The 26367-nt window shown below is 70.9% G+C and carries 20 protein-coding genes and 2 pseudogenes; 8 read left to right on the forward strand and 14 right to left on the reverse strand.

The genetic code is table 11. From position 1 onward, the window contains the following. Positions 1-109: 109 nt before the first annotated feature. Positions 110-1756 carry a peptide ABC transporter substrate-binding protein gene (locus tag Prum_RS15665; protein WP_173077243.1) on the reverse strand — a complete coding sequence of 549 codons (1647 nt, stop codon included), beginning with the start codon at positions 1754-1756 and terminating at the stop codon, positions 110-112. A gap of 448 nt (positions 1757-2204) precedes the next feature. Between Prum_RS15665 and Prum_RS15670 the strand changes: the two genes are divergently transcribed. Then, complete coding sequence (locus Prum_RS15670; RefSeq protein WP_246277915.1) at positions 2205-2942, forward strand: PIG-L deacetylase family protein; 738 nt, start codon at positions 2205-2207, stop codon at positions 2940-2942. Here Prum_RS15670 and Prum_RS15675 read toward each other — a convergent pair whose 3' ends face one another. After that, complete coding sequence (locus tag Prum_RS15675) at positions 2943-3602, reverse strand: response regulator (protein WP_173077245.1); 660 nt, start codon at positions 3600-3602, stop codon at positions 2943-2945. Then, the gene (locus tag Prum_RS15680; RefSeq protein WP_246278574.1) at positions 3599-4864 is read right to left on the reverse strand and encodes an ATP-binding protein; all 1266 of its coding nucleotides are present in this window, start codon (positions 4862-4864) and stop codon (positions 3599-3601) included. Before Prum_RS15680 ends, Prum_RS15675 begins: the two co-directional genes overlap by 4 nt. A 163-nt stretch (positions 4865-5027) precedes the next feature. Between Prum_RS15680 and Prum_RS15685 the strand changes: the two genes are divergently transcribed. Genes Prum_RS15685 through Prum_RS15695 form a run of 3 tightly spaced genes read left to right on the forward strand, consistent with a single transcriptional unit; the run spans position 5028 to position 8081 of the window. Further along, on the forward strand, positions 5028-6491 hold the full coding sequence (locus Prum_RS15685; RefSeq protein WP_173077246.1) for a PspC domain-containing protein: 1464 nt from the start codon (positions 5028-5030) through the stop codon (positions 6489-6491). Further along, positions 6491-6871, forward strand: a complete 381-nt coding sequence (locus Prum_RS51565; protein WP_246277916.1) for a hypothetical protein — start codon at positions 6491-6493, stop codon at positions 6869-6871. The genes Prum_RS15685 and Prum_RS51565 overlap by 1 nt, the downstream gene beginning before the upstream one ends. Positions 6872-6887: 16 nt before the next feature. Then, positions 6888-8081 carry a phosphatidylserine decarboxylase gene (locus Prum_RS15695; protein WP_173077247.1) on the forward strand — a complete coding sequence of 398 codons (1194 nt, stop codon included), beginning with the start codon at positions 6888-6890 and terminating at the stop codon, positions 8079-8081. Positions 8082-9176: 1095 nt separating this feature from the next. On the opposite strand, the gene Prum_RS15700 is transcribed toward Prum_RS15695, so the two are convergent. The 3 genes from Prum_RS15700 to Prum_RS15710 all read right to left on the reverse strand — a co-directional run bounded on the left by Prum_RS15700 (position 9177) and on the right by Prum_RS15710 (position 12291). Beyond that, positions 9177-10055, reverse strand: a complete 879-nt coding sequence (locus Prum_RS15700; RefSeq protein ID WP_173077248.1) for a CDP-alcohol phosphatidyltransferase family protein — start codon at positions 10053-10055, stop codon at positions 9177-9179. Between the two features lie 207 nt (positions 10056-10262). Further along, a complete protein-coding gene (locus tag Prum_RS15705; protein ID WP_173077249.1) occupies positions 10263-11162 on the reverse strand; it encodes an NUDIX hydrolase in 900 nt (299 codons plus the stop codon). Between the two features lie 184 nt (positions 11163-11346). Next, the gene (locus tag Prum_RS15710; protein WP_173077250.1) at positions 11347-12291 is read right to left on the reverse strand and encodes an NUDIX domain-containing protein; all 945 of its coding nucleotides are present in this window, start codon (positions 12289-12291) and stop codon (positions 11347-11349) included. A 144-nt stretch (positions 12292-12435) separates the two neighbouring features. Here Prum_RS15710 and Prum_RS15715 point away from each other — a divergent pair, with 144 nt between their 5' ends. Next, positions 12436-12675 (forward strand): PspC domain-containing protein, encoded by a 240-nt coding sequence (locus tag Prum_RS15715; RefSeq protein WP_173077251.1) that lies wholly within the window; start codon positions 12436-12438, stop codon positions 12673-12675. On the opposite strand, the gene guaA is transcribed toward Prum_RS15715, so the two are convergent. Beyond that, positions 12659-14212: a glutamine-hydrolyzing GMP synthase gene (gene guaA, locus Prum_RS15720; RefSeq protein ID WP_173077252.1), complete on the reverse strand. Its 1554-nt coding sequence runs from the start codon at positions 14210-14212 to the stop codon at positions 12659-12661. The two genes, Prum_RS15715 and guaA, sit on opposite strands and share 17 nt — an antisense overlap. Positions 14213-14303: 91 nt before the next feature. Further along, positions 14304-15986 carry an FAD-dependent oxidoreductase gene (locus Prum_RS15725; protein ID WP_173077253.1) on the reverse strand — a complete coding sequence of 561 codons (1683 nt, stop codon included), beginning with the start codon at positions 15984-15986 and terminating at the stop codon, positions 14304-14306. A gap of 63 nt (positions 15987-16049) precedes the next feature. Between Prum_RS15725 and Prum_RS15730 the strand changes: the two genes are divergently transcribed. Further along, positions 16050-17132, forward strand: a complete 1083-nt coding sequence (locus Prum_RS15730; RefSeq protein ID WP_173077254.1) for an LCP family protein — start codon at positions 16050-16052, stop codon at positions 17130-17132. Positions 17133-17191: 59 nt separating this feature from the next. Here the strand turns inward: Prum_RS15730 and Prum_RS15735 are convergent, their stop codons facing one another. The 3 genes and pseudogenes from Prum_RS15735 to guaB all read right to left on the reverse strand — a co-directional run bounded on the left by Prum_RS15735 (position 17192) and on the right by guaB (position 21219). Continuing rightward, positions 17192-18604, reverse strand: coding sequence for a M1 family metallopeptidase (locus Prum_RS15735; protein WP_246277917.1), 1413 nt, complete (start codon positions 18602-18604; stop codon positions 17192-17194). A 15-nt stretch (positions 18605-18619) separates the two neighbouring features. After that, a complete protein-coding gene (locus Prum_RS15740; RefSeq protein ID WP_173077255.1) occupies positions 18620-19738 on the reverse strand; it encodes a GuaB3 family IMP dehydrogenase-related protein in 1119 nt (372 codons plus the stop codon). A gap of 9 nt (positions 19739-19747) precedes the next feature. Beyond that, positions 19748-21219 (reverse strand): annotated as a pseudogene (gene guaB / locus Prum_RS15745) (IMP dehydrogenase). A 102-nt stretch (positions 21220-21321) separates the two neighbouring features. On the opposite strand from guaB, the gene Prum_RS15750 reads away from it, so the two are divergent. After that, positions 21322-21726, forward strand: a complete 405-nt coding sequence (locus Prum_RS15750; RefSeq protein WP_173077256.1) for a DUF5319 domain-containing protein — start codon at positions 21322-21324, stop codon at positions 21724-21726. Here Prum_RS15750 and Prum_RS15755 read toward each other — a convergent pair. Continuing rightward, entirely contained in the window at positions 21723-22574 is an 852-nt protein-coding gene (locus Prum_RS15755) for a helix-turn-helix transcriptional regulator (RefSeq protein ID WP_246277918.1), read from the reverse strand. The two genes, Prum_RS15750 and Prum_RS15755, sit on opposite strands and share 4 nt — an antisense overlap. 171 nt (positions 22575-22745) lie before the next feature. Here Prum_RS15755 and Prum_RS54490 point away from each other — a divergent pair. Continuing rightward, a pseudogene (locus Prum_RS54490) lies at positions 22746-23137 on the forward strand (WhiB family transcriptional regulator). Here the strand turns inward: Prum_RS54490 and Prum_RS15765 are convergent. Both Prum_RS15765 and groL read right to left on the reverse strand, forming a co-directional pair. After that, a complete protein-coding gene (locus tag Prum_RS15765) occupies positions 23100-24593 on the reverse strand; it encodes a molybdopterin-dependent oxidoreductase (protein WP_173077258.1) in 1494 nt (497 codons plus the stop codon). The pseudogene Prum_RS54490 and the gene Prum_RS15765 overlap by 38 nt on opposite strands. Before the next feature lie 125 nt (positions 24594-24718). Next, positions 24719-26362, reverse strand: a complete 1644-nt coding sequence (gene groL, locus Prum_RS15770; RefSeq protein WP_173077259.1) for a chaperonin GroEL — start codon at positions 26360-26362, stop codon at positions 24719-24721. Between the last annotated feature and the right edge of the window lie 5 nt (positions 26363-26367).

Consider the following 26367-nt stretch of genomic DNA (forward strand, 5'->3'; position numbering starts at 1 on the left):
CACGGATGCCGGCGGCGCCGCCTTGGGGTGCATGGCGGGCCGCCGGGTAACCCCGGGCCCGGCTACCTGATGATGGTATGCCAGGCCCGGGGCCTTGGAACCTACCTGGTTAGACCAGCTCGACCGAGGAGAGGTCGATGGAGCCGACCCAGTTCGTCTTGACGCCCTTGACCCGGTCGGAGACACCGGACTGCTGGGTGACGGAGACGATCGGGATCGACGGCACCTCGGCGTCGACGATCTTGATGGCCTCGGCGAACTTCGCCGCCGCGGCGTCCAGGCTCGTCGAGTCCCGACCCTCGGCGTAGAGGCGGTTGACATCGGCGTTGTCGAAGAGGCTGTCGTTGGACGAGGCACCCTTGACGTACAGCGGGCCGAGCCAGTTCTCGGAGATCGGGTAGTCGGCCTGCCAGCCGGCCCGGAACATGCCGTCCATCTTGTGCGCCTCGATGTTCTGGCGGAACACCGCGAACGTCGGGACACCCACCGCACGGGCCCTGATGTTCAGCGTGGTGGCGATGCTGGCGGCTGCCGCCTCGAACCAGTCCTTGTGGCTGGCGTCGGCGTTGTAGTACATCAGCAGTTCGCCGCTGAAGCCACCGGCCTTGGCCAGCAGTGTCTTGGCCTCGGTCGGGTCGTACTTGCAGACCGAGCAGACGAACGCGTCGGCGTACGGGGTGCCCGGTGCGGCCCAGCTCGTGGACGGCTTACGGGTGTTGAAGAAGATCTTGGAAGCGATCTCCTCCCGGTTGATCGCCAGCGAGATCGCCTTCCGCAGGTCGGCGTTCTGGAACTTCTTGTCGTACAGCGGGAACGCGATGAACTGCTGCACCGGGATCGGCACCTCGAGGGCGCGGTCGCCCAGGTCGGCCTTCCACTTCTCGCCGGCGAGCGCGGAGACCGGGATCTGCTGCTGGAAGTCCAGGTTGTTGGCCTGGAGGTCGGCGTACGCGGCCGTGTCTTCCTGGTACAGCTTGACGGTCACGTCCTTGATCTTGACCTTGTCGTCGAGCGTGTAGTCGTCGAACCGGGTCAGCTTGATCTCGACGTTGTCCGTCCAGGAGACGAACTTGACCGGGCCGTTACCCACGGGCTTCTTGCCCCAGGTGTCCGGGTCCGTCGTGAAGAACGAGTCCGGCATCGGGAAGAACGCGCTGTAGCCGAGCTTCACCGGGAAGATCGACTGCTTCGCGCTGAGCTTCACCGTGAAGGTGTAGTCGTCGACGACCGCCAGGCCGGACATCTTGTCCTTCGCCGGCTTCGGCGCCTTCTTCGGGCCCTCACCATCCGGGTCGTCCGTGTGGACGTCGGCGTAGCCCTCGATGTCGCTGAAGAACGTGCCCTGCTGCTGCCCGTTCTCCGAGTAGGCGGCGAAGTTCCAGGCGTCGACGAAGTTCTTCGACTTCACCTCGGTGCCGTCGTGGAACTTGACGCCCTTCTTGATCTTGATGGTGTAGGTCTGCGCGTCGCTCGTGTCGATCGACTCCGCCACCGCGTTGGTCGGCTGTCCGCCGCCCGGCGGGTAGTTGATCAGGCCGGTCCACAGGAAGTCGAGGATGTCGCCACCACCGGTCTCACTGGTGTTGGCGGGCACCAACGGGAACGCGGGCTGCGTGCCATCGATCGTGATCGCGCCATTCGCGGTCTTATCGGTGGTGGTGCCGCCCTCGTCGTCGTCACCGCCACCGCAGCCTGTCGCGACGAGCGCCACAGCCGCGATTGCCGCGACCGCGCTCGCACGCTTCGAGACTCTCATTTCTCAGGGCCTCCCTTGAGTGGTTGCTGTCGTTCCTCAGGTATTTCGCACAGCTACGGGTCGGTGCCGGCCGAGTTCCGCGGCGCGTCGTGCTGCCAGCAAGCTACCGCCGTTACAAGGCGGTCCTGCGACAGGTCGATGATCTACCGTGATCGGTCGTCACCACCGCCGACGCGCGGAGCGCCGGGGAGGCTCCTGGGTCGCGGACAGCCTTGTAGGCGATGCCTGCGTGCATGACCATGCCTCCTGGGCGTTGGTGCGGGGCGGGTGAGGTGCTGACACTGTGACACCACCCGCCCGCTAACGTGAAGGAGCGTTATCAACCCGATATTCGGCCGGGACGCGGCCGATACTGTGTAAAGATCATGTTTCGCCATGATCAAAAATCTCTGACCTGCGGTTATTCGCTCTAATGGGCGCGATCCGACCCGACGTACCATCGGTTGTTGTGACGTTTCCACCCTCCGCGCCCGCACTCTCCGACGTTCGGCGCGTACTAGCAGTGTTCGCCCATCCCGACGATGTCGACTTCGGTGCCGCGGGCACCGTGGCCGGGTGGGTGGACGCCGGGATCGAGGTCGCGTACCTGCTCGTGACCCGCGGCGACGCCGGCGGCTTCGATGACACTCCTCGGGAGCAGATGCCCACTATCCGGGAAAAGGAGCAGCGCGCGGCGGCCGCCGCCGTCGGGGTCAAGCAGGTGGACTTCCTCGATGGGTACGCCGACGGCACCGTCACGCCGACGCTGACCCTGCGCCGCGACATCACCGCCGCGATCCGCCGGTTCCGTCCGGACCGGATCCTCACCAGCTCTCCCCTGCGCCGGTGGGAGCGGCTGTCCGGGCCGAGCCACCCCGACCACCTGGCGGTGGGCGAGGCGACCACCTGCGCGATCTACCCGGACGCGCGGAACCCGTTCGCGTTCCCCGAACTCCTCCGCGACCGGCTGGAGCCGTGGGTGGTGCGGGAGGTCTGGTACTCCGGCGGTCCGAGCCCGGACCACGCCGTCGACGTCACCGACGCGTACCCCCGAAAGGTGCTGGCACTGCGCGCGCACGTCTCGCAGACCGCGCACCTCGACCCCGACGACGGCTGGCTCCGCGACCGGATGGTCGCGACCGCCGCGGCGGCCGGCCTGCCCGACGGGCGGCTGGCCGAGGCGTTCACCGTCCTGCGGACCGAGTAGCTAGACCAGACGGCGGTCGGCGGCCCAGCGGGACAGCTCGTAGCGGTTGGACATCTGCAGCTTGCGGAGCACGTTCGAGACGTGGGTCTCCACCGTCTTGATGGAGATGAAGAGCTCCTTGGCGATCTCCTTGTACGCGTAGCCGCGCGCGAGCAGCCGCAGCACTTCCCGCTCGCGGTTGGTGAGCTGGTCCAGCTCGGGGTCGGCCACCGGCGCGTCCGGGCGCGCGGCGAACGCGTCGAGCACGAACCCGGCCAGCCGCGGGCTGAAGACCGCGTCGCCCTCGGCAACCCGGCGGATCGCCGCCGCCAGCTCGTCCGGCGAAATGGTCTTGGTGACGTAGCCGCGCGCGCCGGCCCGGATCAGGCCGATCACGTCTTCGGCCGCGTCGGAGACCGACAGCGCCAGGAAGCGCACGTGCGGATGGGTACGCCGCATCGCGTCCAGCACCGCGCGACCGCCGCCCTCCGGCATGTGTACGTCGAGCAGCACCACGTCGGGCTCGGTCGCCGCGATCCGGTTGACGGCCTCGCTCACCGTGCTCGCCTCGCCGATCACGTCGACGTGCACGCCCAGCTCCGCCCGTACCCCGGCGCGGAACATCGCGTGGTCGTCGACGAGGAAGACCCGCAGCCGGCGTGGCGCCTCTGAGTCGGTCATGATCCATCCTTCCCGGCTGTGACGCTGTCCCTGGCCGTCGGCAGGAACAGCCGGACCTCCGTACCGTCCCCGGGTTCGCTGATGATCGTGGCGCGGCCCCCGTGGCGCTGCATCCGCCCGATGATCGATCCACGAACGCCGTGTCGATGATCCCCCACGGTGGATGGATCAAAACCGGCGCCCCGGTCCCTGACGAAGACACTCAACTGATCCGGCTCGACCTCGGCGTAGAGCGAGACGGTCTGCACCTTGGCGTGGCGGGCCGCGTTGACCAGCGCCTCGCGGGCCGCGGCGACCAGCGCGCCGACCCGCTCGTCGGTGTCCCGGTCGCCCACCACCACCGTCTCGACGGTGATCGCGAACGTGTCCTCGACCTCGGCCGCCGCCTGCTCCAGCGCGGCGGCGAACCGCTCGGTCGGCGAGGCGACCGGCTTGTAGAGCCAGTTGCGCAGGCTGCGCTCCTGCCCACGGGCCAGCCGCTGCACGGACTTCACGTCGGCGGCGTTGCGCTGGATGAGCGCCAGCGTGTGCAGCACCTGGTCGTGCACCATGGCGGCCAACTCGGCCCGCTCCTGCTCGCGGATCCGGCCCTCCCGCTCGGCGCGCAGCTGGTTGTACGTGCGCCACAGCACCGGACCGGCCACCACCGCCACGCCGGCGAGCCCCACCAGGGCGAACAGGATGCCGTTGATCACGGCGCCGAAGTTTTCCGCCGGCGAGTAGACCGCGACGACGCCGATGATGCCCACCGCCACCAGGACGCCGCCGCCGATGAAGCGCAGCAGGAACGCCCGCCGGTCGCTCTCGTCCACCACCGCGCCCAGCCACGGCACCCGCGGCAGCGTCTCGCTCCACTGGCGGCGCCGCTCCGGGTCGGACTCGTGCCAGATGATGCCGGCGCCGACCGCGATGATCGCGACGAGCCAGCCGGCCAGGCCGGTGACGCCGAGCGCGCCGAACCCGAAGGCCAGCGTCTGCACCAAGATCAGGCCCAGCCCGATCGCGATGAACGGCAGCAGGTGCATGAAGTTGCGGCGCTGCCCCACGTCCGCCGTACGGGCCTGGAGCGGGAGCACCGCCCAGAACGCCGCGTACAGCAGCAGGCCCAGCCCGCTCAGCGGCAGCAGTACGACAAACGCGATCCGCACCCGCAGCGCCGGAATGCCCAGATGGCGCGCGATCCCGGACGCCACACCGGCCACGACGCGCTGGTCGCGGGAGCGGTCGAGGCGTGGGCGCTGCTCGGTCGGGACGGCGGTAATCGGTCTGCTCCTCGCTTGCGATCTGGGCTGCCTACCGATCGTCACACGGGAGCGGCGCCGCTGGCCACGGGGACGCCCCGGACATTGCGGCCGCAGATCTCAGGGTGGGGTCAGGGTTGGCGCCTGAGGCTGTTCGGGTAGGCAAGCCGCGAGGATCGTAGGCATGACGGATGACGCTGCCGAGCCCCGCCGACCGGAGGGCGCCGAGTCGACCGAGCCCACCGAGTCCGGTGCCGGGTTTACCTCCCGGTACGGTCTGGTCCGCCCGCTGAAGGGGCGTTACCTGGCCGGCGTCTGCGCGGCGATCGGCCGAGCCACCAACACCGACCCCGTGTTGTGGCGCGTCCTGCTCGCCGTCCTGGGCTTCTTCGGCGGCATCGGGATCCTCATCTACCTCGGCGCCTGGCTGATCATTCCGGCCGAGGGCGACAGCGCCTCGCCGGTCGAGTCGATGCTCGGCCGCGGCCGATCCAGCATGTCACCGCTCACCGTGATCATCTTGGGGGTACTGGTCGCCGTGCTCTTCGGCCTGATCGTCACTGACGGCTTCCGGGCTGTGGTGTTGGGAGCGGCCGCGCTCATCGGGGGCGCGCTACTGCTCAACCGGAAGCCTGGCCGCCCCGCTCCGCTGGCACCCGCAGGGGGTGAGGTGCCATTCGGAGCGGGGCGGCCCTGGCAGGCCGCCGCACAGGCGTACCCGCCGGGTCCGGCGTACCCGCCGGGTTCGGGCGGGCCTACGCCGCCCACCCTCGGTTTCCCGGCGGCACCGGTGCCGCCCGCTCCACCGCAGCCGCCGGCTCCGCCCACTCCGCCGGTCCCACCGTCGAGCCCGCGACCGCCCGGCTCCGGGCCCGCTTACCCACCCCAGCCGTACCCGCCGCAGCCGCCGACCCCGCAGGGCGGTGCCTACCGGCCACCGTTCGCCCCGCACGGCCCGTACGCCGGCCCCGCCGGCCCCTACCCACCCCGGTACGGGCCGCCGCCGGCACCGCCCAAGCCGCCGAAGCCGCCCAAGGAGCGCTCGCCGCTCGGCGCCGCGACGTTCTCGCTGATCTTCGTGGCGCTGGGCCTGGTGGCCGCGCTCGACCTGGGCAACATCGTCAGCGTGGGCCCGTCCACGTACTTCTTCGCGGTGCTCGTCACCCTCGCGCTGGGTCTGCTCATCGGAGCCTGGTTCGGCCGGGCCCGCTGGTTGATCGCGCTGGGCTTCATCGCCGCCGCCGCGCTCGGCGTCTCGACGATCGCCGAGACACAGGTCGGCCGGTACGAGACCTCCGGCAGCGACGTCTACTGGCAGCCGGCCAGCGCGGCGGTGATGGCCGACCGGTACGAGCACAACTTCGGCAACGCCATCCTCGATCTGTCCAAGGTGGACTTCACCGGTCAGGACCAGCTCGTCAACGTCCACGTCAGCTTCGGCAACCTGGAAGTGATCGTCCCGCCGAACGTCGACGCGACCGTGCAGGCCGAGGTCAACGCCGGCGACGCGCAGATCTTCGACACCGAGTCCAGCGGCCTGCAGACCAGCCCCGGCGACATCGTCGACAACGGTGTGGACGGGGTCGGCGGCGGCAAGGTCACCATCGTCCTCAAGGTCAACGCCGGCTCAGCGGAGGTGCACCGCTAATGAAACCCCACCGCACAGACGGGGTCTCGCTGACCTTCGCGCTCATCTTCCTGTCCATGGCCACGTGGTGGTTCATCGCCCAGCTCGTCGATTTGGAGCTGCCGGTCGTCGGCTGGTTCGTCGCCAGCGCGCTGATCCTGCTCGGCGCCCTCGGCCTGATCGGTGCACTCCGGTCCGGTCGCGGCGACCAGGCCGCACCCGTCGCCGTGGTACCGCCGCCGGCCGCCGAGCCCGCGCTCGCCCCGGTGAGCGGGCTCCCCGCCGAACTGCACGCCGACATCGTGCGCGAGTTGCTCGCCGGCCCCCAGGTGCCGTACCTGCCGCCGGTGAGCGGGACCCCGGCGTCAAGCACCGAGGAAATCAAGCGCGAACCGTCATGACGCATATGCTGGGCCGGTGACCAACGCTCGAGCCGCCCGCACGCTCACCGCCGAACTGGCCCGCCACACCGGTCCCAAGACCTGCCTGCTCGTCGGCGTCGACGGCCGCTCCGCCACGCTGGCCGCGGCGCTCCAGGCACTCCTGCCGGGCGATGCGCTCACCGTCGTACCAGGGGACGGCGCCGCGGTGGGCGCGCTCCGCGACCACCTCGCGGCCCAGGGCCGCTGGGTCGCCGATCGGGTACGCGTCGTCGACTCGATCGCCGAAGCGGACCCGGCCGAGGTGGTCGTCGTCGGTGAGCCGCTGACCGGCAGCGCCGAAGAGGCCCGGGCGACGGTCGAAGGACTGACCAAGTACCTCGCCGACGGCGGCGTACTCTCCATCGCCGCCGGCCTCACCGGGGGCGCCGCGGCGGAGCTCGACCGGCAAGGCGCGCTCTTCGGCGTCGGCGTGGACACGGTGGTGCGCAACAACCCGCCGCTGCGCGTACACCGGCTGCGGTTCACCCCGGCGGACACCTCGGCCGCGGCCCGCGTCACCCCCGCGTACCGACCGTCCAGCGTGCCCCTGACCCGCGGCATGCACATCGACTCGAACGGCGTGGCCGCGGCGGGCATCGCCCTCGGCGTGGCCGCGCTGATCCGGGCCACCCGGCCGAAATCCCGGCTGTGGCTGGTGCCGGCGCTCGCCGCGGCACCCGTGGCGGCGTTCTTCCGCGACCCCCAGCGGGACGTCCCGGACGACGAGACCGCCGTGGTGGCGGCCAGCGACGGCAAGGTGCTCTCCGTCGAGCGGGTCCGCGACGACCGGTTCGGGCCGGACGAGTTCCTGCGCGTGGCGGTGTTCCTGTCCGTGCTGGACGTACACGTCAACCGCGCGCCGGTGGCCGGCAAGGTGGTCGACTACTTCGTCACCGACGGCGGGTTCGCCGCGGCCATGAAGCCCGAGGCCGAGCACAACGTGGCCGCGTACACGGTGCTGGACACCGCGCGCGGCACCGTCGTGGTGGCCCAGCGCACCGGCCTGATCGCCCGCCGGATCGTGCAGCGCGCCCCGGTGGGCGCCCTGCTGGCGAAGGGCGAACGGTTCGGCTTGATCAGGTTCGGCTCCCGCACCGACGTCTACCTCCCCGCCGAAGCCGCCACCCCCGCCGTAGCCCCCGGCGACCGCGTCCGAGGCGCCACCTCCGTAATAGCCCACTGGACCTAGCCCGCGCGCGCACCCCGCTCCGCGCGCACCCCGCTCCGCGCGCGCACCCCGCTCGCGCGCACCCCGCTCCGCGCGCACCCCGCTCCGCGCGTCGATCAAGGGCAAACGGTCGTGGTTTGATCTCCAATCCACGACCGCTTGCCCTTGATCGACGGCGTTTTCCTTGATCGACGAGCAGTTGCGGGGCCGGGCCGAGACGCAACGCGACCCTTCGTGAGTAGGGCGCCCCCACGGCCAGGGAGTTAAGAGAACCCGGGCCACGTCAGCGCAGACAGCGCCAGATACGTCATCCGTAGCCGCGCCTCGCCCTGATCACACGGACGGCTACCCCACTACGGCGGTGATCATGGGCCTAGCGGCACGAAGAGCCCCGTTCCCCGCCACTAAGCCCATGATCACCGCAGGTCGGCGTCGATCTAGGAAGAATCGTGGGTATCGAGTCCGATTTATACCCACGATAGTTCCTAGATCGATTCGGCGGCCCCAAGGCCGGCAAGGGATCGGCATCAACGTGAAGGATCCGAGTCGTCCCAACGACCCACATCCTTCACGTTCACGCAGACCCGAGATCGGCCGGCCATGACGAGCGGTCAAACCCAAGGGAGCGACCCTTGACACCTTCGGCGGCCTCTTAACGACCCGGCCTTGAGGACGCCCCCACTGCCGGGTAGTCAAGGGGTTCCTGGGCGCTGGTCGCTGCTGGCGGTGGGGGTTCGAGTACCGGACTCGATACCCATGACAAGTCCTAGATCGACGCCAGCCCGCGCGGCAATCGGGCCACCGTCCGAGCGGTCCGGGAAACGGGCGCGGCCGCCGGCGACGCTGTACCAGGTTCCCCTAACTACCCGGCCTTGAGTGCGCCCGTTGCTCCTTGTCTCGAAGCTAAGCCTGGTTTCCCCTGTCGATCTAGGAGTAATCGGGGCCGCTCGCCTCCGGACCGGCGGGACCCGGGACGCAGGCTGCCATCGATCAAGGACTTTCGCGTCGATCAAGGGCATACGGCCGTGGATTGGAGATCAAAGCACGACCGTTTGCCCTTGATCGACGCGCACGCAGGGCGGGAGGCGCGCGCAGGGCGGGAGGGCGGGGTGGGGGTTAGGGGCGGTGGCGGAGCCAGAGGAGGGGGCCGCTGGCCAGGTAGCCGACCACCACGACGGTGAACGTCATTCGCGGGTCGACCAGGGCACCGACCACCGGCAGCAGCCACAGCCACGGCGGCAGCTTGATGAGCCGGGCCAGCTTGGCGTACGGGAAGCTGGATACCATCGCGAACGCGAGCAGGGCCACACCGGCGAGCTGAGCGGCGCCCGACATGGGCAGGTCGATGAGGACGCCGACGGCGAGTACGGCGGCGGCCATGGTGGTGGGCACGCCGCAGAAGAAGCGCCCGTCCTTGGGCGAGACGTTGAAGCGGGCCAGCCGGATCGCGGCGCACCCGGCGACCAGCGTGCACCCGGCGGCCGCGGCGGCCGTGGGGACGGTGCCGACCAGGGAGGCGTAGACCACCACCGGCGCCGCCAGGCCGAACGAGCACATGTCGGCCAGCGAGTCCATCTGGGCGCCGAACGGGCTGGCCACCTCGAACCGGCGGGCCAGCGCGCCGTCCAGGCCGTCGAAGACCACGCAGGCGATGAGGCAGGCGGCGGCGGCGCGTACGTCGCCTTGCATGGCCAGGAAGATCGCGAGCAGCCCGAGCGTGAGACTGCCGAGCGTGCACACGTTGACGATCATGAACTTGGCGCGCCGGGCGGCCGTGTGCTCGCCGGGCAGCAGCGGGATCGTCATGCCGGCCGCGGCTGCCGCACCGGCCGGGGCCGGGCTCATCGGCAGAAGCGACTCGATGTCGTCGTCGGTCAGCCGGTCGAGACTTGGGTGCGCGGGCACGACCACCGTGGTGCCGCCGGTCGGCTCGGGCCGCCGCCGTCCGACCCGGACCAGCAGAACCTGCCGGGCGAACGTGCCACTGCGGCGCAAACGCCCTGCCCAGCGGCGCCCTCCGGGGCGCGGACTGTCCGTCGCACGACGCCGGCGCCAAGGGGCTCTCGGCACGTATTACCTCCATGACCGGCTCGGTCTACCCGCCGCCTCGGCGGCCGTCCGGTCGCATGCGGCCTACACCATCGCACAGTCCGGTCGGCTTGGCGATAGCCACGCGCTGATCTCCAGCGGCAGCTACACATTCTAGCCGGGGGTGTCCAAACCGGTCATCAACCGAGATAATGCCGCTGCCGCCACATCGGTCAGGGGGAGATCCACCGCCTCGGCGAGGGAGAACCACCGGGCCTGCGCCGTCGAGCCGCCCGCCTCGGTCACAGCGGGCTCGGTGGGCGCGTCGACCCGTACCCGGTACGTCGCCCGGACCGCGTGCCAGTCGATCACGTAGCCCTCCGGGCCCAGCGCCCGCGGGTTGTGCCGGTGGGTCACGTCCAGCAGCTCGGTCACCCGCCCGACCTGGTCGGACTCCTCGGCGAGCTCACGTAGCAGGGCCGTCGCGGGCTGCTCGCCGTGATCGGTGCCACCGCCGGGCAGGTGCCACTTGCCGGCGCCCGGATACCCCTCCGCGATGAGCGTCAGCAGCACGTGGCCGTCCGGGTCGGTGACCAGGCCGTACGCCGCGAACCGCTGGCCGCGCGTGATGGGGCCGGTGACGGGCGGTGGCGCCACGAGCGGCGGCGCGGTCACCGGCTCCACGGGTACGTCGAACAGCTCGGCGGTGAACGGCATCATCGGCAGGTCGGGCAGTTCCTCCGGAGCGATCCAGGCGGCGAGATCGGTGGTGCCGTCCGGTTCGTCCCGTAAGGCTCCGTTACGTACGGCGACGTCATAAATGACCCGATCGGTGTGCTTCGTCCACAGCACGTCGGACACCACGGTCCGCAGCCCGGTCACCACGACGGTCAGCCCGGTCTCCTCGGCGAACTCGCGCACCACCGCTTCCGCCGGGTGCTCGCCGTGGTCGACCCCGCCGCCCGGAACCTGCCAGACGCCCGGCAGGTCGGCGCTCGCGGACGCCCGGGTCAGCAGCACCCTTCCGGCCCTGTCCCGGCACACCCCGTACGCCGCGATCCGTCGCTGTTTCACCCGGCGAGCCTACGAGCCCTAGGGCCCGTTTTATAAGGGCTGGCCGGCCTGCGGCGGACCCAGACGACGACCGGCGGCACCGGTCGAAAGGCCGCATACAACACCGGTATGCGACCTTCCGCCCGGCTTGCCCGATCGCCGCCTGGGCCTCGCCTTGGCTCGACCGACCCTTATAAAACGGGCCCTAGAGCCGGGCCGCCTGCATCGCCTCGGCGGTCACCTCGGTCAGCTCGTGTGACCGCAGCGCCCGCAACTCGTCCAGCCCGAACCAGCGCGCCTCGGATGTCGACCCACCGACGTCGCCCACGGTCGGCGGCGCGGGCGACTCGACCTCGACCCGGTAGAAGGCCCGCACGCCGTGCCAGTCGATCGGATAGCCCTCGGGCCCGAGCGAGGCCGCGTCGCGGTGGCTGGCCACGCCCAGCAGCGCGACCAGGCGGCCGCGCTGGCCGGTCTCCTCGTGCAGTTCGCGGATCAGCGCCGCGCCGGGCTGCTCGCCGTAGTCGGTGCCGCCGCCGGGCAGGTGCCAGCAGCCGGCGCCGGGGTAGCCGTCCGCCACCCGGGTGAGCAGCACGCGGCCGCCCGGGTCGGTGGCCACGGCGTACGCGGCGAAACGCTGGGCCCGGTGCAGCCCGTCCGGACCGGGCACGGCGTAGAACGAGGGGAAGTCCGGCGCCTCGTCCGGCCGCAGATCGACGCTGTCCGCGGGCAGGTCCAGCGCGCCAGCGGTGAACGGGCGCAGCGGCAGCGCCTTGGCCGCCTCGATCGTGTGCCAGCGGGCCAGGTCGGTGGGCTGGCCGACGCGATCGCACAGCGTGCCGCCGCGGACCGAGACCTCGTAGATCAGCCGGTCGGTGTGGATCGTGATGCCCCGGTGCGGGAGCGCCCGCATGTCGGCCAGTACGTCGCGCAGCCCTGTCACCGCGACGGACAGACCGGTTTCCGCGGCGGTCTCGCGTACGACGGTGTGGTTGGGGTCTTCACCGTGATCCACCGCGCCACCCGGCAGCGACCAGACGCCCGGGGTTCCGGAGCGTGGCGACGCGCGGACCAGCAGCACCTGGCCATTTGAATCGGTCAAAACGGCGTAGGCCGCGATCCTGCGAAGCGGTTCGAGCGCGGGGGTCACAGGGGGCATTCTTCCCGAATGAGATGACAAGTCTATGACGTCAGTCAGATTCCTGACATAGAGCTACCCCATCAGGGGGTGATCAGGGTACGCATCCGGGCGCTCACCGAGGCCGTGGGACGCCCAGGCGAGGACCGTAGAGGCATGACCCACAACCCTCCCTACAAGCAACTTCGACGGCCCATGACCGACCGCATCATCGCCGGTGTGGCGAGCGGTCTCGGCCGGTACTTCAACGTCGACCCGGTGCTCGTCCGCGTGATCTTCGCAGTCGCGACCCTCCTCACGGCGGGGGTGGCCGCGCTGGCGTACCCGATCATGTGGTTCCTGATGCCGGAAGAGCCGGCCGACGCTCCGGCCTGGCCGACTACTCCCACTCAATAGTGCCCGGGGGCTTGCTGGTGACGTCCAGCACCACGCGGTTGACCTCGGGCACCTCGTTGGTGATGCGGGTGGAGATCCGGGCGATCACGTCGTACGGCAGGCGCGACCAGTCGGCGGTCATCGCGTCCTCGCTGGAGACCGGGCGCAGCACGACCGGGTGGCCGTACGTCCGGCCGTCGCCCTGGACGCCCACCGAGCGCACGTCGGCCAGCAGCACCACCGGGAACTGCCACACGTCCCGGTCCAGCCCGGCGGCGGTCAGCTCCTGGCGAGCGATGAGGTCGGCGGCGCGCAACAGCTCCAGCCGGTCGGCGGAGACCGCACCAATGATGCGGATCGCGAGGCCCGGCCCGGGGAACGGGTGCCGCCAGACCATCGCCTCGGGCAGGCCGAGCGACAGGCCGAGCTGGCGTACCTCGTCCTTGAAGAGGGTGCGCAGCGGCTCGACCAGGGCGAAGCGTAGGTCGTCGGGGAGCCCGCCGACGTTGTGGTGCGACTTGATGTTGGCGGTGCCGGTGCCGCCGCCGGACTCCACCACGTCGGGGTAGAGCGTCCCCTGGACCAGGAATTCCACGTCGCCGGCGGCCGCGACCTCGCGGGCGGCCTGCTCGAAGACCCGGATGAACTCCCGGCCGATGATCTTCCGCTTTTCCTCCGGGTCGGTGACCCCGGCGAGGGCGCCCAGGAACCGGTCGGCCGCGTCGACCACCTTGAGCTTGATGCCGGTCGCCGCCACGTAGTCCTGCTCGACCTGCTCGGCCTCGCCCGCGCGCAGCAGCCCGTGGTCGACGAACACGCAGGTGAGCTGGTCGCCGACGGCCTTGTGGACGAGGGCGGCGGCCACCGCGCTGTCCACACCCCCGGACAGCGCGCAGATGACCTCCTTGTCGCCCACCTGGGCCCGGATCGCGGCGACCTGGTCGTCGATGATGTTGCCCATCGTCCAGGTCGGCTCGATGCCGGCGATGTCGTACAGGAAGCGGGTCAGCATCGCCTGCCCGTGCGCGGTGTGCGCCACCTCCGGGTGGAACTGCACGCCGGCCCGCCGGCCAATCAGGTCTTCGAACGCGGCCACCGGCGCCCCGGGCGACCCGGCCGTGATCGCGAAGCCGCTCGGCGCCTCGGTGACGCAGTCGCCGTGGCTCATCCACACGGAGATCTCCGCCGGCAGGTCGCGCAGCAGCACGCTGGCGTTGGGGCGGGCGGCCAGCGTCGTACCGCCGAACTCGCGCTGGCCGGTGTGCGCCACCGTGCCGCCGAGCGCCTGGGCCATCGCCTGGAAGCCGTAGCAGATGCCGAAGACCGGCACGCCCGCGTCGAAGAGCTTCGCGTCGATCTGCGGGGCGCCCGGCTCGTACACGCTGGAGGGGCCGCCGGACAGGATGATCGCGGCAGGGTCCTTGGCCAGCATCTCGGCGATCGGCATCGAGTGCGGGACGATCTCCGAGTAGACCTTCGCCTCACGCACCCGGCGGGCGATCAACTGGGCGTACTGGGCTCCGAAGTCGACGACCAGAACAGGGCGCGGCACGCTCATGCCCGTCCTCGCTTCGCTGCGGGCGGGCATGAGGCTCCACACGCGCTGTGCCTGATGATTCGCTCGCTCCGCTCGCTCATGTGTACGCAGCCTACAGGCGCAATTCGGCGGGGGCGCCGGCCGGGACCGCGGGTGTCGCCGGCGCCACCGGGGCGACCCGCTCGTACGCCGAGCCGAGCGCCGGGCGCGGGTCGGGCTCGCCCCGGTTGGGCCAGAACGACATCGCCCGCTCCGCCTGCGCGGTGATCGTCAGCGACGGGTTCACGCCCAGGTTGGCCGCCACCGCCGCGCCGTCGACCACATGCAGGCCGGGGTGGCCGAAGACCCGGTGGTACGGGTCGACGACGCCCTCCGCCGGGGTCGCCCCGATCGCCGCCCCGCCCAGAATGTGCGCGGTCAGCGGCACGTTGAACGCCTCGGTGACCGCCCCACCGGGGATCCCGCCGATCTCGTCGGCGAGCAGGCGTACGGCCTCGTTGCCGGCCGGGATCCAGGTCGGGCTGGGCGCCCCGTGCCCCTGGGTCGTCCGTAGCTTGCCCCGCCGGTACCGGGTGGTCAGCGAGTTGTCCAGCGACTGCATCACCAGCGCGATGACCGTCCGCTCGGACCAGCTGCGCACCGACAGCAGCCGCAGGTAGGTCAGCGGACGCCCGGCCAGCGTCCGCAGCCAGCGCAGCGGCCGGCGCGGACCGCCGTCGACCAGCGCCGACTGCAGCAGGCCCATCACGTTGGAGCCGTGCCCGTACCGGACCGGCTCGATGTGCGTGTGCTCGTCCGGGTGGAACGAGCTGGTGATCGCGACCCCCTCGGTGAAGTCCAGCCCGCGCCGCCGCGCGTCCGGCCGCAGCGTGGCCGCGCCGAGGATCGCCTCCGAGTTGGTACGGGTCAGCGCGCCCACCCGGTCGGACAGGCCGGGCAGCGTGCCGGACTCCTTCATCGCGTGGAGCAGGCGCTGGGTGCCCAGGGCCCCGGCCGCGAAGATCACCTGGTCCGCCTCGAAGACCTGCGGTCGCTTCCGCAGCCACGCTCCGGTGCGTACCGTGTCGATCTCATAGCCCGACCCCGACGGCCGGACCGCGACCGCGGTGGTCAGCGGATGCACGTCGACGCCGAGCCGTTCGGCGAGCCAGAGGTAGTTCTTGACCAGGGTGTTCTTCGCTCCGTGCCGGCAGCCTGTCATGCACGAGCCGCAGTGCAGGCAGCCGGTGCGGTCCGGGCCCACGCCGCCGAAGTACGGGTCGGGCACCGTCTCCCCCGGCCGTCCGATGTGGACGCCGACGGGCGTGGCGTGGAAGGTGTGCCCGACCCCCATCCGCTCGGCCACCGCCAGCATCGCGCGGTCCGCGGCCGTTTGTTTCGGGTACGTCGTGACGCCCAGCATCCGTTTCGCCTGGTCGTAGTGCGGGGCCAGCTCGGCACGCCAGTCGGTGATATGGCGCCACTGCGGATCGGCGTAGTAGTGCGGCAGCGGCTCGTAGAGCGTGTTGGCGTAGACCAGGGAACCGCCGCCCACGCCCGCGCCGGACAGGACGAGCACGCCGGCGCCCTGCTGCCCGCGCGCCGAGCGCAGCAGGGTGATCCGCTGGATGCCGAAGCAGCCGAGCTTGGGCGCCCAGAGGAACCGGCGGCTGCGCCAGGAGGTCTGCGGGAACTCGTCGTCGGCGAACCGCCGCCCCGCCTCCAGCACAGCGACCGAGTAGCCCTTTTCGGCCAGCCGCAGGGCGGCCACGCTGCCGCCGAAACCCGACCCGATGACGACCACGTCGTATCGCATGCGCCTCATCATTACTCACGAGTAGGTAGCACACCACCCGCTAAGCGGGCACGATGCGACCTTATGACTCGACGACGGTGGATCCTCATCGGCGCGGCCGCTCTCGCGGCCGTGTTGTTGCTGGCTGGCGGGGCGGTGGCCGTGGGCTTCGCGCTGCGCGACCGGTACGAGGTGCCGACCGCCGACCTGTTCGGCACGCCGGCGCCCGCCGCACCGTCGCCGACGCCCAGCCCGACGCCGGCACCGGGCGCCGACATCAAGGGGCCGCTCAACATCCTCATCGTCGGCATCGACACCCGGGAGAGCGAGCCGGACTGGGAGCCGCACGCCGACGCGGTGACGATCCTGCACGTGCCCGCGGGCCTCACCAAGGGCTACCTGTTCTCGCTCCCCCGCGACCTGGTCGTCGACATCCCCAAGTTCCCGAAGTCCGGCTACCCCGGCGGGCGTACCAAGCTGACCCACGCGATGAGCTACGGCAGCAAGCGCGGCGACGCGAAGCCCAGCGCCGCGCAGGGGTTCCAGCTGCTGGCCCAGACGGTCAGCGCGTACACCGGGATCAAGCAGTGGGACGCCGGCGCGGTGCTCAACTTCCGCGGCTTCCGTAACCTGGTGAACGCCGTCGGCGGCATCGACCTCTACGTCGACCAGAAGGTCACCTCCATCCACCTGAACAGCAGCGGCCGCGGCCTCTCGGCCGGCGGTCCGGCGATGGTCTACAACGTGGGCATGCGGCACCTGAACGGCTGGCAGGCGCTGGACTACTCGCGGCAGCGTTACACCGCCGGTGGCGACTACACCCGGCAGCGGCACCACCAGCAGCTGATCCGCGCGGTGTTCGCCAAGGTGCTGGCGCTGGACATCGCCCGCAACCCGGTGGAGGTCGACCGGGTGCTGCGCGCGCTCGGCGACACCCTGGTGTTCGACGGTCGCGGGCGCCAACCGCTCGACTTCGCGTACGCGCTGAGCGGCCTCAAGCCGGCGGCCCTGACGATGGTCGCGCTGCCCGGCTCGGGCGTGGGCCGCGGCTCCAGCTACCGCGGCGAGGCGCTGACCGCGGAGGGCCGCAAGTTCATCGCGGAGATGCGCGCCGGCCGCGCCGACGCGTACCTGAAGGCCCACCCAGCGCTCATCATCAAGCGCTAGGTGCAAGGAAGGGCCCCTTCCTATGCAAAAAGCGATAGGAAGGGGCCCTTCCTTGCACCTCAGCGGGGGATCTCCGGGGGCGTGTCGCCGATCAGCCAGCGGTCGAAGAAGCCGTCCAGGGACTCGCCCGAGACCCGCTCGGCGACCGTGACGAAGTCGGCCGTCGCGGCGTTCCCGTTGCGCTTCTCCGCCGTCCACGTCTTGAGGAGATTGAAGAAGTCGTCGTCGCCGATCGTCAGCCGCAGCGCGTGCACGGTCAGCGCGCCGCGCTTGTAGACCGCCCGGCTGAAGATGCCCGTCCGGCCCGGGTCAGCCGTGGGGTTCTGCCAGTCCGTGTCGTCGTACTCCTGCTGGAAGCTCTCCTGGACGGACGGGCCACCGTCCTTTTCGGTCCACAGCCACTCGGCGTAGCTGGCGAAGCCCTCGTTGAGCCAGATGTCCTTCCACTGCGCGATCGACACGCTGTCGCCGAACCACTGGTGGGCCAGCTCGTGCGCGACCACGACGAGATTGCGGTTCTGCTTGAACCAGACGCCGCCGTACACCGGCCGGGACTGGGTCTCCAGGGCGTACCCGATGCGGTCGTCGTCGACCACCACCCCGCCGTACGCCTCGAACGGGTACGGCCCGAACTGGGTCTCCAGGAAGTCCACGATCTCGCCGGTACGGGCCATCGAGTCCTCCGCGTCACCGCCTTCCGGCAGGCTCTCCGGGATGGCGATGACCATCGGCTTGCCGTTGTGGGTGCTCGTCTCGACCCGGTACTCGCCGATCGCCAGGTATGCCAGGTAGCTGGCCATCGGGACCTTCTCCGACCACTTCCACGTGGTCCACCCGTCGGCGTCCGCCTTCTCCCCCGGCACGCCGTTGCTGAGCGCCTCCAGGCCCTGCGGCACAGCGATCTCGATGTCGTACGTGGCCTTGTCGGTCGGGTGGTCGTTGACCGGGAACCACGAGCTCGCCGACTCCGGCTGCCCGAGCGCGATCGCGCCGTCGTCGGTGTGCAGGAACCCGCCCTCGCCCAGGTCGGCACTCTGGATCGGCGCCGGCTTGCCCGCGTACGCCACCTCGACGGTGAACTCGGCGTCCTTGGCGATCCCCGCGCCCGGCGTGACGACGAGCTCGGCCTCTTCGCGGGCCTCGGTGGCCGGCTTGCCGTTCACCGACACCGACGACACCGACAGGCCGGAGAAGTCCAGGTTGAACCGCGACAGGTCGGCGGTGGCGACCGCCGTGACGGTGGCGGTGCCGCTCAGCTCGTCGCTACGCGGGTCGTACTTCAGCTTGAGCGCGTAGTTCCGCACGTCGTAGCCGCCGTTGCCGTACTTCGGAAAGTACGGGTCGCCGACGCCGTCCGCACCGGGCTGGAAGTTGCGCTTCGGCGCCGTCGTTGCGGTGCCTGGCTCGTCCGAAGTGCACCCGGCAACAGCAAGCGCGGCAACGGCCGCCACGGCCACGATCCCACGAGTCACGTGGCGACCTTAGCGCTACCGGTCGAGTACCAGCCCTACGCGCTGAAACTCCTTCACGTCGCGGTACCCGCACTTGGCCATCGCCCGCCGCAGCCCGCCAAACAGGTTGAGCTGGCCATCCGGCGCGTCGGCCGGCCCGTACAGCAGCTTTTCCATCGAGCCCAGCGGCTCGTCGGACACGCCGAACGCGCCACGCGGCAGCTTCGGGTGGCTCGCGGCCGAGTGCCACCACGCACCCTGGCCCGGCGCCTCCTCGCACAGCGACAGCGACTCGCCCAGCATCACCGCGTCGGCGCCGCAGCCCAGCGCCTTGGCGATGTCGCCAGAGGTCTGGATGTCGCCGTCGGCGATCAGGTGCACGTACCGCCCGCCGGTCTCGTCGAGGTAGTCCCGCCGAGCCGCGGCCGCGTCGGCGATCGCGGTCGCCATCGGCACCCGGATGCCCAGCACGGTGTCCGTTGTGGACCACTCGTCGGCGCCGACGCCCACGATCACGCCGGCCGCGCCGGTGCGCATCAGGTGCAGCGCCGTCTTGTAGTCGGTGCACCCGCCCGCGATCACCGGCAGGTCGAGGTCGGCGATGAACTCCTTGAGGTTGAGCGGCTCGTCCGTCGTGGAGACGTGCTCCGCGGAGACCAGCGTGCCCTGGATGACCAGGATGTCGACGCCCGCGTCCAGGATCACCGGGGCGAGCGCGAGCGTGTGCTGCGGCGACACCCGCACCGCCACGGTCACCCCGCCCTCGCGCATGACCCGTACCCGCTCGGCGATCAGCTCGGGGCGGATCGGCTCGGCGTACACCTCCTGCAGCCGCCGTGTGGTCGGCGCGTCCTCGTCGAGCGTGGCCAGCTCCTCGAGGATCTTCGTCGGATCCTCGTAGCGGGTCCACAGGCCCTCGACGTTCAGCACGCCGAGGCCGCCGAGCTGACCCAGGGTCACGACCGTCGCCGGGCTCATCGTCGCGTCGGACGGGTGCGCCACGCAGGGGATCTGGAAGGGGTACGCGTCGAGTTGCCAGGCCGTGGACACGTCGTCCACATCCCGGGTACGCCGACTTGGCACGATCGCTATGTCGTCGAGGTGGTAGCCGCGCTGCGCGGTCTTACCCAACCCGATCTCCACCACGTCACGCACGGGACGCTCCTATCGCGTGTGGTAGTTGGGGGCCTCGACGGTCATCTGGATGTCGTGCGGATGGCTCTCCTTCAGCCCCGCCGCGGTGATCCGGATGAGCTGGCCACGGCGGTGCATCTCGGGAATGCTTTCCGCGCCGACGTACCCCATGGCGAGGCGGAGGCCGCCGATGAGCTGGTGGGCGACCTGCGACAGCGGCCCGCGATAAGGCACCTGCCCTTCCACCCCCTCCGGCACGAGCTTTTCCTCGCTGAGCACGTCGTCCTGGAAGTACCGGTCCTTGGAGTAGGAGCGGGCCTGGCCGCGCGACTGCATCGCGCCCAGCGAGCCCATCCCGCGGTACGCCTTGTACTGCTTGCCGTTGATGAAGAGCAGCTCGCCGGGGCTCTCCTCGCAGCCGGCGAGGAGGCTGCCCAGCATGACCGTGTGCGCGCCGGCGACGATCGCCTTGGCGATGTCACCCGAGTACTGGATGCCGCCGTCCGCGATCACCGGCACGCCGGCCGGGCGGCAGGCCCGGGCGGCCTCCATCACGGCGGTGATCTGCGGCACGCCCACGCCCGCGACCACCCGCGTGGTGCAGATCGCGCCCGGTCCGACGCCCACCTTGACGCCGTCGGCGCCGGCGTCGACCAGGGCCTTCGCCCCGCGTACGTCGCCACGTTGCCACCGATCACGTCGACGGCGGTGTCCTTCTTCAGCCGGGCCACCATCTCCAGCACGGCCCGCTGGTGCCCGTGCGCGGTGTCGACGATCAGCACGTCCACGGCCGCGTCGACCAGCGCGCGGGCCCGCTTGTACGCGTCTTCGCCCACCCCGACGGCGGCGGCGACCCGCAGCCGGCCGGCCGGGTCCTTGGTCGCGTCCGGGTACTGCTCGCTCTTGGTGAAGTCCTTGACCGTGATCAGGCCGCGCAGCTTGCCCGCCTCGTCGACGATCGGCAGCTTCTCCACCTTGTGCTGCCGCAGCAGGGCGAGCGCGGCGTCCTTCGACACCCCGACCGGCGCCGTGATCAGCGGCATCCGGGTCATGATCTCGTGCACCGGGGTGGCGGCGTTGGTCACGAACCGCATGTCCCGATTCGTCACGATGCCGACCAATGTCCCGTTCGCGTCGGTCACCGGCGCGCCCGAGATCCGGTAGCGCCCGCACAGCGCGTCGACGTCGCGCAGCGTGTCGTCGGGGCTGCAGGTGATCGGGTTGGTCACCATGCCGGCCTCGGAGCGCTTGACCAGGTCGACCTGGAGCGCCTGGTCGTCGATCGAGAGGTTGCGGTGCAGCACGCCCAGACCGCCCTGGCGCGCCATCGCGATCGCCATCCGGGCCTCGGTGACCGTGTCCATCGGGCTCGACATCAGCGGAATCGACACGCTGACGTTGCGGCTCACCTGAGTGACGGTGTTGACCCGGCTGGGAATGACCTCGGACTCGGCCGGCTGGAGCAGTACGTCATCGAAGGTCAACCCGATCGGAACTTCCACAGCTCATCCCCTCAGTGGCGCGATGGTTCATCGTACCGTTGTCCCTATTTAGCACCCCTGTGCGGCCCACGCGGTGAGCGGTGATGCGACTACGGTGGAGGGGTGCAGCACGACGAGCCGATCGACCCGTTCAACGGCGATCCCGCTGACCCGTCCGCGGGCCTGGAGGACCTCGGTGAGGACCCCCAGCTCGACCCGCTGTCCGACGCGGAACGGCAGGACGTGCTGGAGGATCTGGCCGACCTGGAGATCTACCAGGCCCTGTTGAGCCCGATCGGCGTACGCGGCTTGGTCATCGAGTGCGAAGACTGCCATGAGCCGCACTACTTCGACTGGGACCTGCTCCGGGGCAACCTGCGCCACCTGCTCAACTCCGGCCGCCCGAGGGTGCACGAGCCGGCGTACGACCCGGACCCCGACCACTACGTCACCTGGGAGTACGCCCGCGGCTACGCCGACGGCGTCCACGACACCCTGAGCGACGCCACCGACGACGACACCCCCTAGGCGACCAGGCCGGCGCGGAAGCCGGCCGCCACCGCGTGGGCTCGGTCGCGGGCGCCCAGCTTGCGGAAGAGGCGGCGGGCGTGCGTTTTCACGGTGTCCTCGGACACGAAGAGCTCCCGCCCGATCTCGGCGTTGCTCTTGCCGTCCGCCATCCCGCGCAGGACCTGGAGTTCACGCTCGGTGAGCGACATCCGCCGGGCCACCACCTCGGGTCGATCGCCGGTACGCGGGCCGACCCGCCAACTGGGGCCGGTGTTCGGGCTGCCGGGCGGGCGGCCGGGGCCACCGGGTCCGTTGGTGCCGGGACCCGTGTCGAGTTGGTCGCCGCGCTGGGAGGGCACCATCGACGGAGGTGTGGACGGGCGCGCCGGCCGCAGGTCGGGCGGGTCGGTCTCCGCGACGGGGGCGGCGCCCGGCAGCAGGTCGGCGGCGGGTGCACCGGCCCGGGGCGCGGACGCGCCGGCCCGGGGGCGCGCCGGCTCGGGAAGGCAGAGCAGCAGCGCCTTGGCCACCACGCTCACCAGGTCGTGGTCGCCGGTCCCGCGCAGTACGCCCCGGGCGCCCGCGGCGATCGCGGCGGCGGCCATGCGCGGGTCTTCCGGGCCGAACAGGATGATCAATGCACCGGGCGCCCGGACGAGTACGCGCCGGGTGAAGCCGACGCTGTCGCGCCGGGTCAGCGCGGTGTCCGCGAGGACGATGTCGGCCGGGCGCTCGCCCAGTCGGAGCAGCGCTTCGGTCTCGGACACGGCGGTTCGCACGACGCCGGTCATCCCCAGCCGAGCGGCCGCGGATGCAACGGTTTGCGCCGCGAGCGGCGTCCGGACACACACGAGGACGGTACGCACAGTGATCCTCCTCTTTCCTCTGAGGAGGAGACCACGGAACCTTCTGATCATTACGGGCTTTCGGACGAAAGAAGTTGAAACTTCCCGACAGATCGACACGCCGGTTTCCGGCTCAGCGGGACCGGGTAACCGGTGGTTGCGCGGACCGGAGGGAGCGCGGGAGGAGAGCCGATGTCCAACGTACGCAGGTTGCCGGGGCCCATTGCCGATATCTGGGACTGGCAGCGGTTGGGCGCCTGTCGGGGTCGCGACAGTGCGCAGTTCTTCCATCCCGACGGCGAACGTGGTTCCTCCCGCAACCGCCGCGAGGCCAGGGCGAAATCCGTCTGCGCCGCCTGTCCGGTGCGGGCCGAGTGCGCCGCGCACGCCCTCTCCGTACGCGAGCCGTACGGCGTGTGGGGCGGCTTCAGCGAGTCCGAACGGCTGCGGCTGCTGGCCGTGGGCTGGGAGGACCTCGCCGACCGCCAGCAGACCAGAGTCGACATTGGACGGCTGGAGACGCGGCTGGGCCGCCCCACAAAAGCGCTATTCCACCTCAACGTCGACCGAGTGCCACCCGGTAGCACCGTCGGGAGCCGGCGGGTTCTCCTCCTCCGGCTGGGTCGCGCCGGTGCTGTCGGTCGCGCGTACCTGGAGGCGATGCGCCCCGGACGTCGCATCCCAGCGCCATGACCACTGCACCCAGGTGTCTACGGACACCGTGCGGGCGAGGGTGGCCTCCTGCCACGGGCCGTCGTCGACGCGTACCTCCACGCGGGCGATGCCGCGGTGCTGTGCCCAGGCCACGCCGGCGACGGTGATCGGGCCGGGTGTGAGGTTGTTGCGCGAGCGGGGCGTGTCGATCCGGGACTGCGTCTTGATCGGCGCCTGGGCCGACCAGCCGCGCGGCACCCAGTACGCGTCGAAGTCGGCGAAGCTGGTCAGCTCCAACTCGACGACCCACTTGCACGCGGACACGTAGCCGTACAGGCCGGGCACCACCATCCGGACCGGGAAGCCGTGGTCGATGGGCAGCGGCTCGCCGTTCATGCCGACGGCGAGCAGCGCGTCCCGCCCGTCGCGCAGCACGGCCGTGGGCGTGCCGCAGGTCCATCCGTCGGAGGACCGGCCCACGACCTGGTCGGCGCCGTCGAGCGGCTCGACCTCGTCGAGCAGGTCCTTCAGGGGTACGCCGAGCCAGCGCGCGTTGCCGATCAGGTCGCCGCCGACCTCGTTCGACACGCAGGCGAGCGTGACGTACCGCTCGACCATCGGCCGGGCCAGCAACTGCTCGAAGGTGAGCGTCATGGGCCGGCGCACCCGCCCATGGATCTTGAGCTCCCACGTCGCCGGGTCGACCTGCGGGACCACCAGCGCGGTGTCGATCCGGTAGAAGGCGCGGTTCGACGTGACGTACGGCGCCAGTTGCGGCAGCGAGAGCGTCTCCGGTACGGCGGGAGCGGGGTCGGCCGGGATCGGCAGCGTCACCGCCGACCGGGCCTCGGAGACGGTGCGCCGGTTGGCCAGCCAGCGCCCGCCGAGGCCGGTGGCCGCCGCCGCGCCGAGCACCACCGCGACGCCGGTGAGGAAGTGCCGGCGATCCTCGAGGTCGACGTCGTCAGCCGGGGAGACCAGCCGCCACAGCACCACCGCGGCCGCCCCGACGCCCAGCAACGACGGCAGGGCATAGGCGACGCCCGCGTCCGGCCGGGTCAACGCCGCCCCGATGCCGATCACGCCGAAGAGCGCGATGCCGGCGTAGCCGTACCCGATGTGGCGGACCGCGAGGTAGCCGATCAGCGCGGCGAAGGCCGCGAGCAGCACCACCGTGCCGATCATGAGCGCGGTCTTGTCGTGCACGCCGAACGCGTCGATCGCGAACTGCTTGAGTGGCTCGGGCACGTTGTCGACGACGACCCCGCCGACCGCCACGAGCGGGGCCGACCGGGCGCCGACGAACACGGCGACCAGCTCCGCCAGCCCGAGGGCCACCGCGGCGGCAGCCACGCCCGCCAGCGCACCGCGCACGCCGTTTCGCATGGCACCCAGTCTGCCCCGGGCCGCCGCACTCGCCGCCACTCGGTAAGCCCCCTGTAATGATCAGGGCGTCCCTCAAGCCGCTATAACGACTTGAGGGACGCCCTGATCACGGAAGAGGCGTCGGGCTAGAAGCCCGGGCCGTGCTGGTGACCGTGGCCGTGCCCGTGACCGCCGCCGGCGGCTGCCGGGGCCGGCTTTTCGGGCTTTTCCACGATCAGGCTCTCCGTGGTCAGCAGGAGCCCGGCGATCGACGCGGCGTTGGTGACCGCGTTGCGGGTCACCTTGACCGGGTCGATGATGCCCGCCGCGGCCAGCGCGACGTACTCGCCGGTGGCCGCGTCGAGGCCGAAGCCCCAGTCCTTGGCGCGCACCTTCTCCACCACGACGTAGCCGTCGTGGCCGGCGTTCTCGGCGATCCAGCGCAGCGGCTCGACGAGGGCCTTTCGCACGATCGACACGCCCACCGCCTCGTCGCCGGTCTGGCCGAGCCCACCGTCGAGGGACGCGGCGATCTGCACCAGGGCGGCGCCGCCGCCGGGCACAGTGCCCTCCTCGACCGCGGCCTTGGTCGCCGAGATGGCGTCCTCGATGCGGTGCTTGCGCTCCTTCAGCTCGACCTCGGTCGCGCCGCCGGCCTTGATCACCGCGATGCCGCCGGAGAGCTTGGCCAGCCGCTCGGCGAGCTTCTCCCGGTCCCACTCGGAGTCGGATGCCTCGATCTCCTTGCGGAGCTGGGCGACCCGGTCGGAGACCTCGGACTCGTTGCCCGCGCCCTCGACGATCGTGGTGTTGTCCTTGTCGACCACGATGCGCCGGGCCCGGCCCAGCACCTCCAGGCCGACCCCGTCGAGCTTGTAGCCCAGCTCGGGGGCCACCACGGCACCGCCGGTGAGGATCGCGATGTCCTGGAGCATCGCCTTGCGCCGGTCACCGAACCCGGGCGCCTTCACGGCGACGACCTTGAACGTCTTGCGGATCGCGTTGACCACGAGCGTGGCCAGCGCCTGCCCCTCGACGTCCTCCGCGATGATCAGGAGCGGCTTGTTGGCCTGGAGCACCTGCTCCAGCAGCGGCAGCAGCTCCTCGACCGCGGAGATCTTCTGGGTGGTGATGAGGATGTGCGCGTCCTCGAGCACCGCCTCCTGCGACTCCGAGTCGGTGACGAAGTGCGGGGAGATGAAGCCCTTGTCGAACTGCAGGCCCTCGGTGACCTCCAGCTCGGTGGCCAGCGTGGAGCCCTCCTCGACGGTGATGACACCGTCGCGGCCCACCTTCTCCATCGCCTCGGCGATCAGGTCGCCGATGGTGGCGTCCTGGGCCGAGATGGTGGCGACGTTGGCGATCGACTGCTTGTCGGCGACCTCGACGGCCTTGTCGAGCAGCGCCTTCGACACGGCCTCGGCCGCGATGTCGACGCCGCGCTTGAGACCGGCCGGGTTGGCGCCGGCGGCGACGTTACGCAGACCCTCGCGCACCATCGCCTGGGCGAGCACGGTCGCGGTGGTGGTCCCGTCGCCGGCGACGTCGTTGGTCTTGGTCGCCACCTCCTTGACCAGCTGAGCGCCGAGGTTCTCGTACGGGTTGGCGAGCTCGATCTCCTTGGCGATCGTCACGCCGTCGTTGGTAATCGTCGGAGCGCCGAACTTCTTGTCCAGCACGACGTTGCGCCCACGCGGGCCGAGGGTGACCTTGACCGTGTCGGCGAGCGCGTTGACGCCGTGCTCGAGCAGGTGCCGGGCGTCGTCCGAGAAACTCAGGATCTTCGCCATTAATG

This window comes from Phytohabitans rumicis (genome assembly GCF_011764445.1).
Classification (GTDB): domain Bacteria; phylum Actinomycetota; class Actinomycetes; order Mycobacteriales; family Micromonosporaceae; genus Phytohabitans; species Phytohabitans rumicis.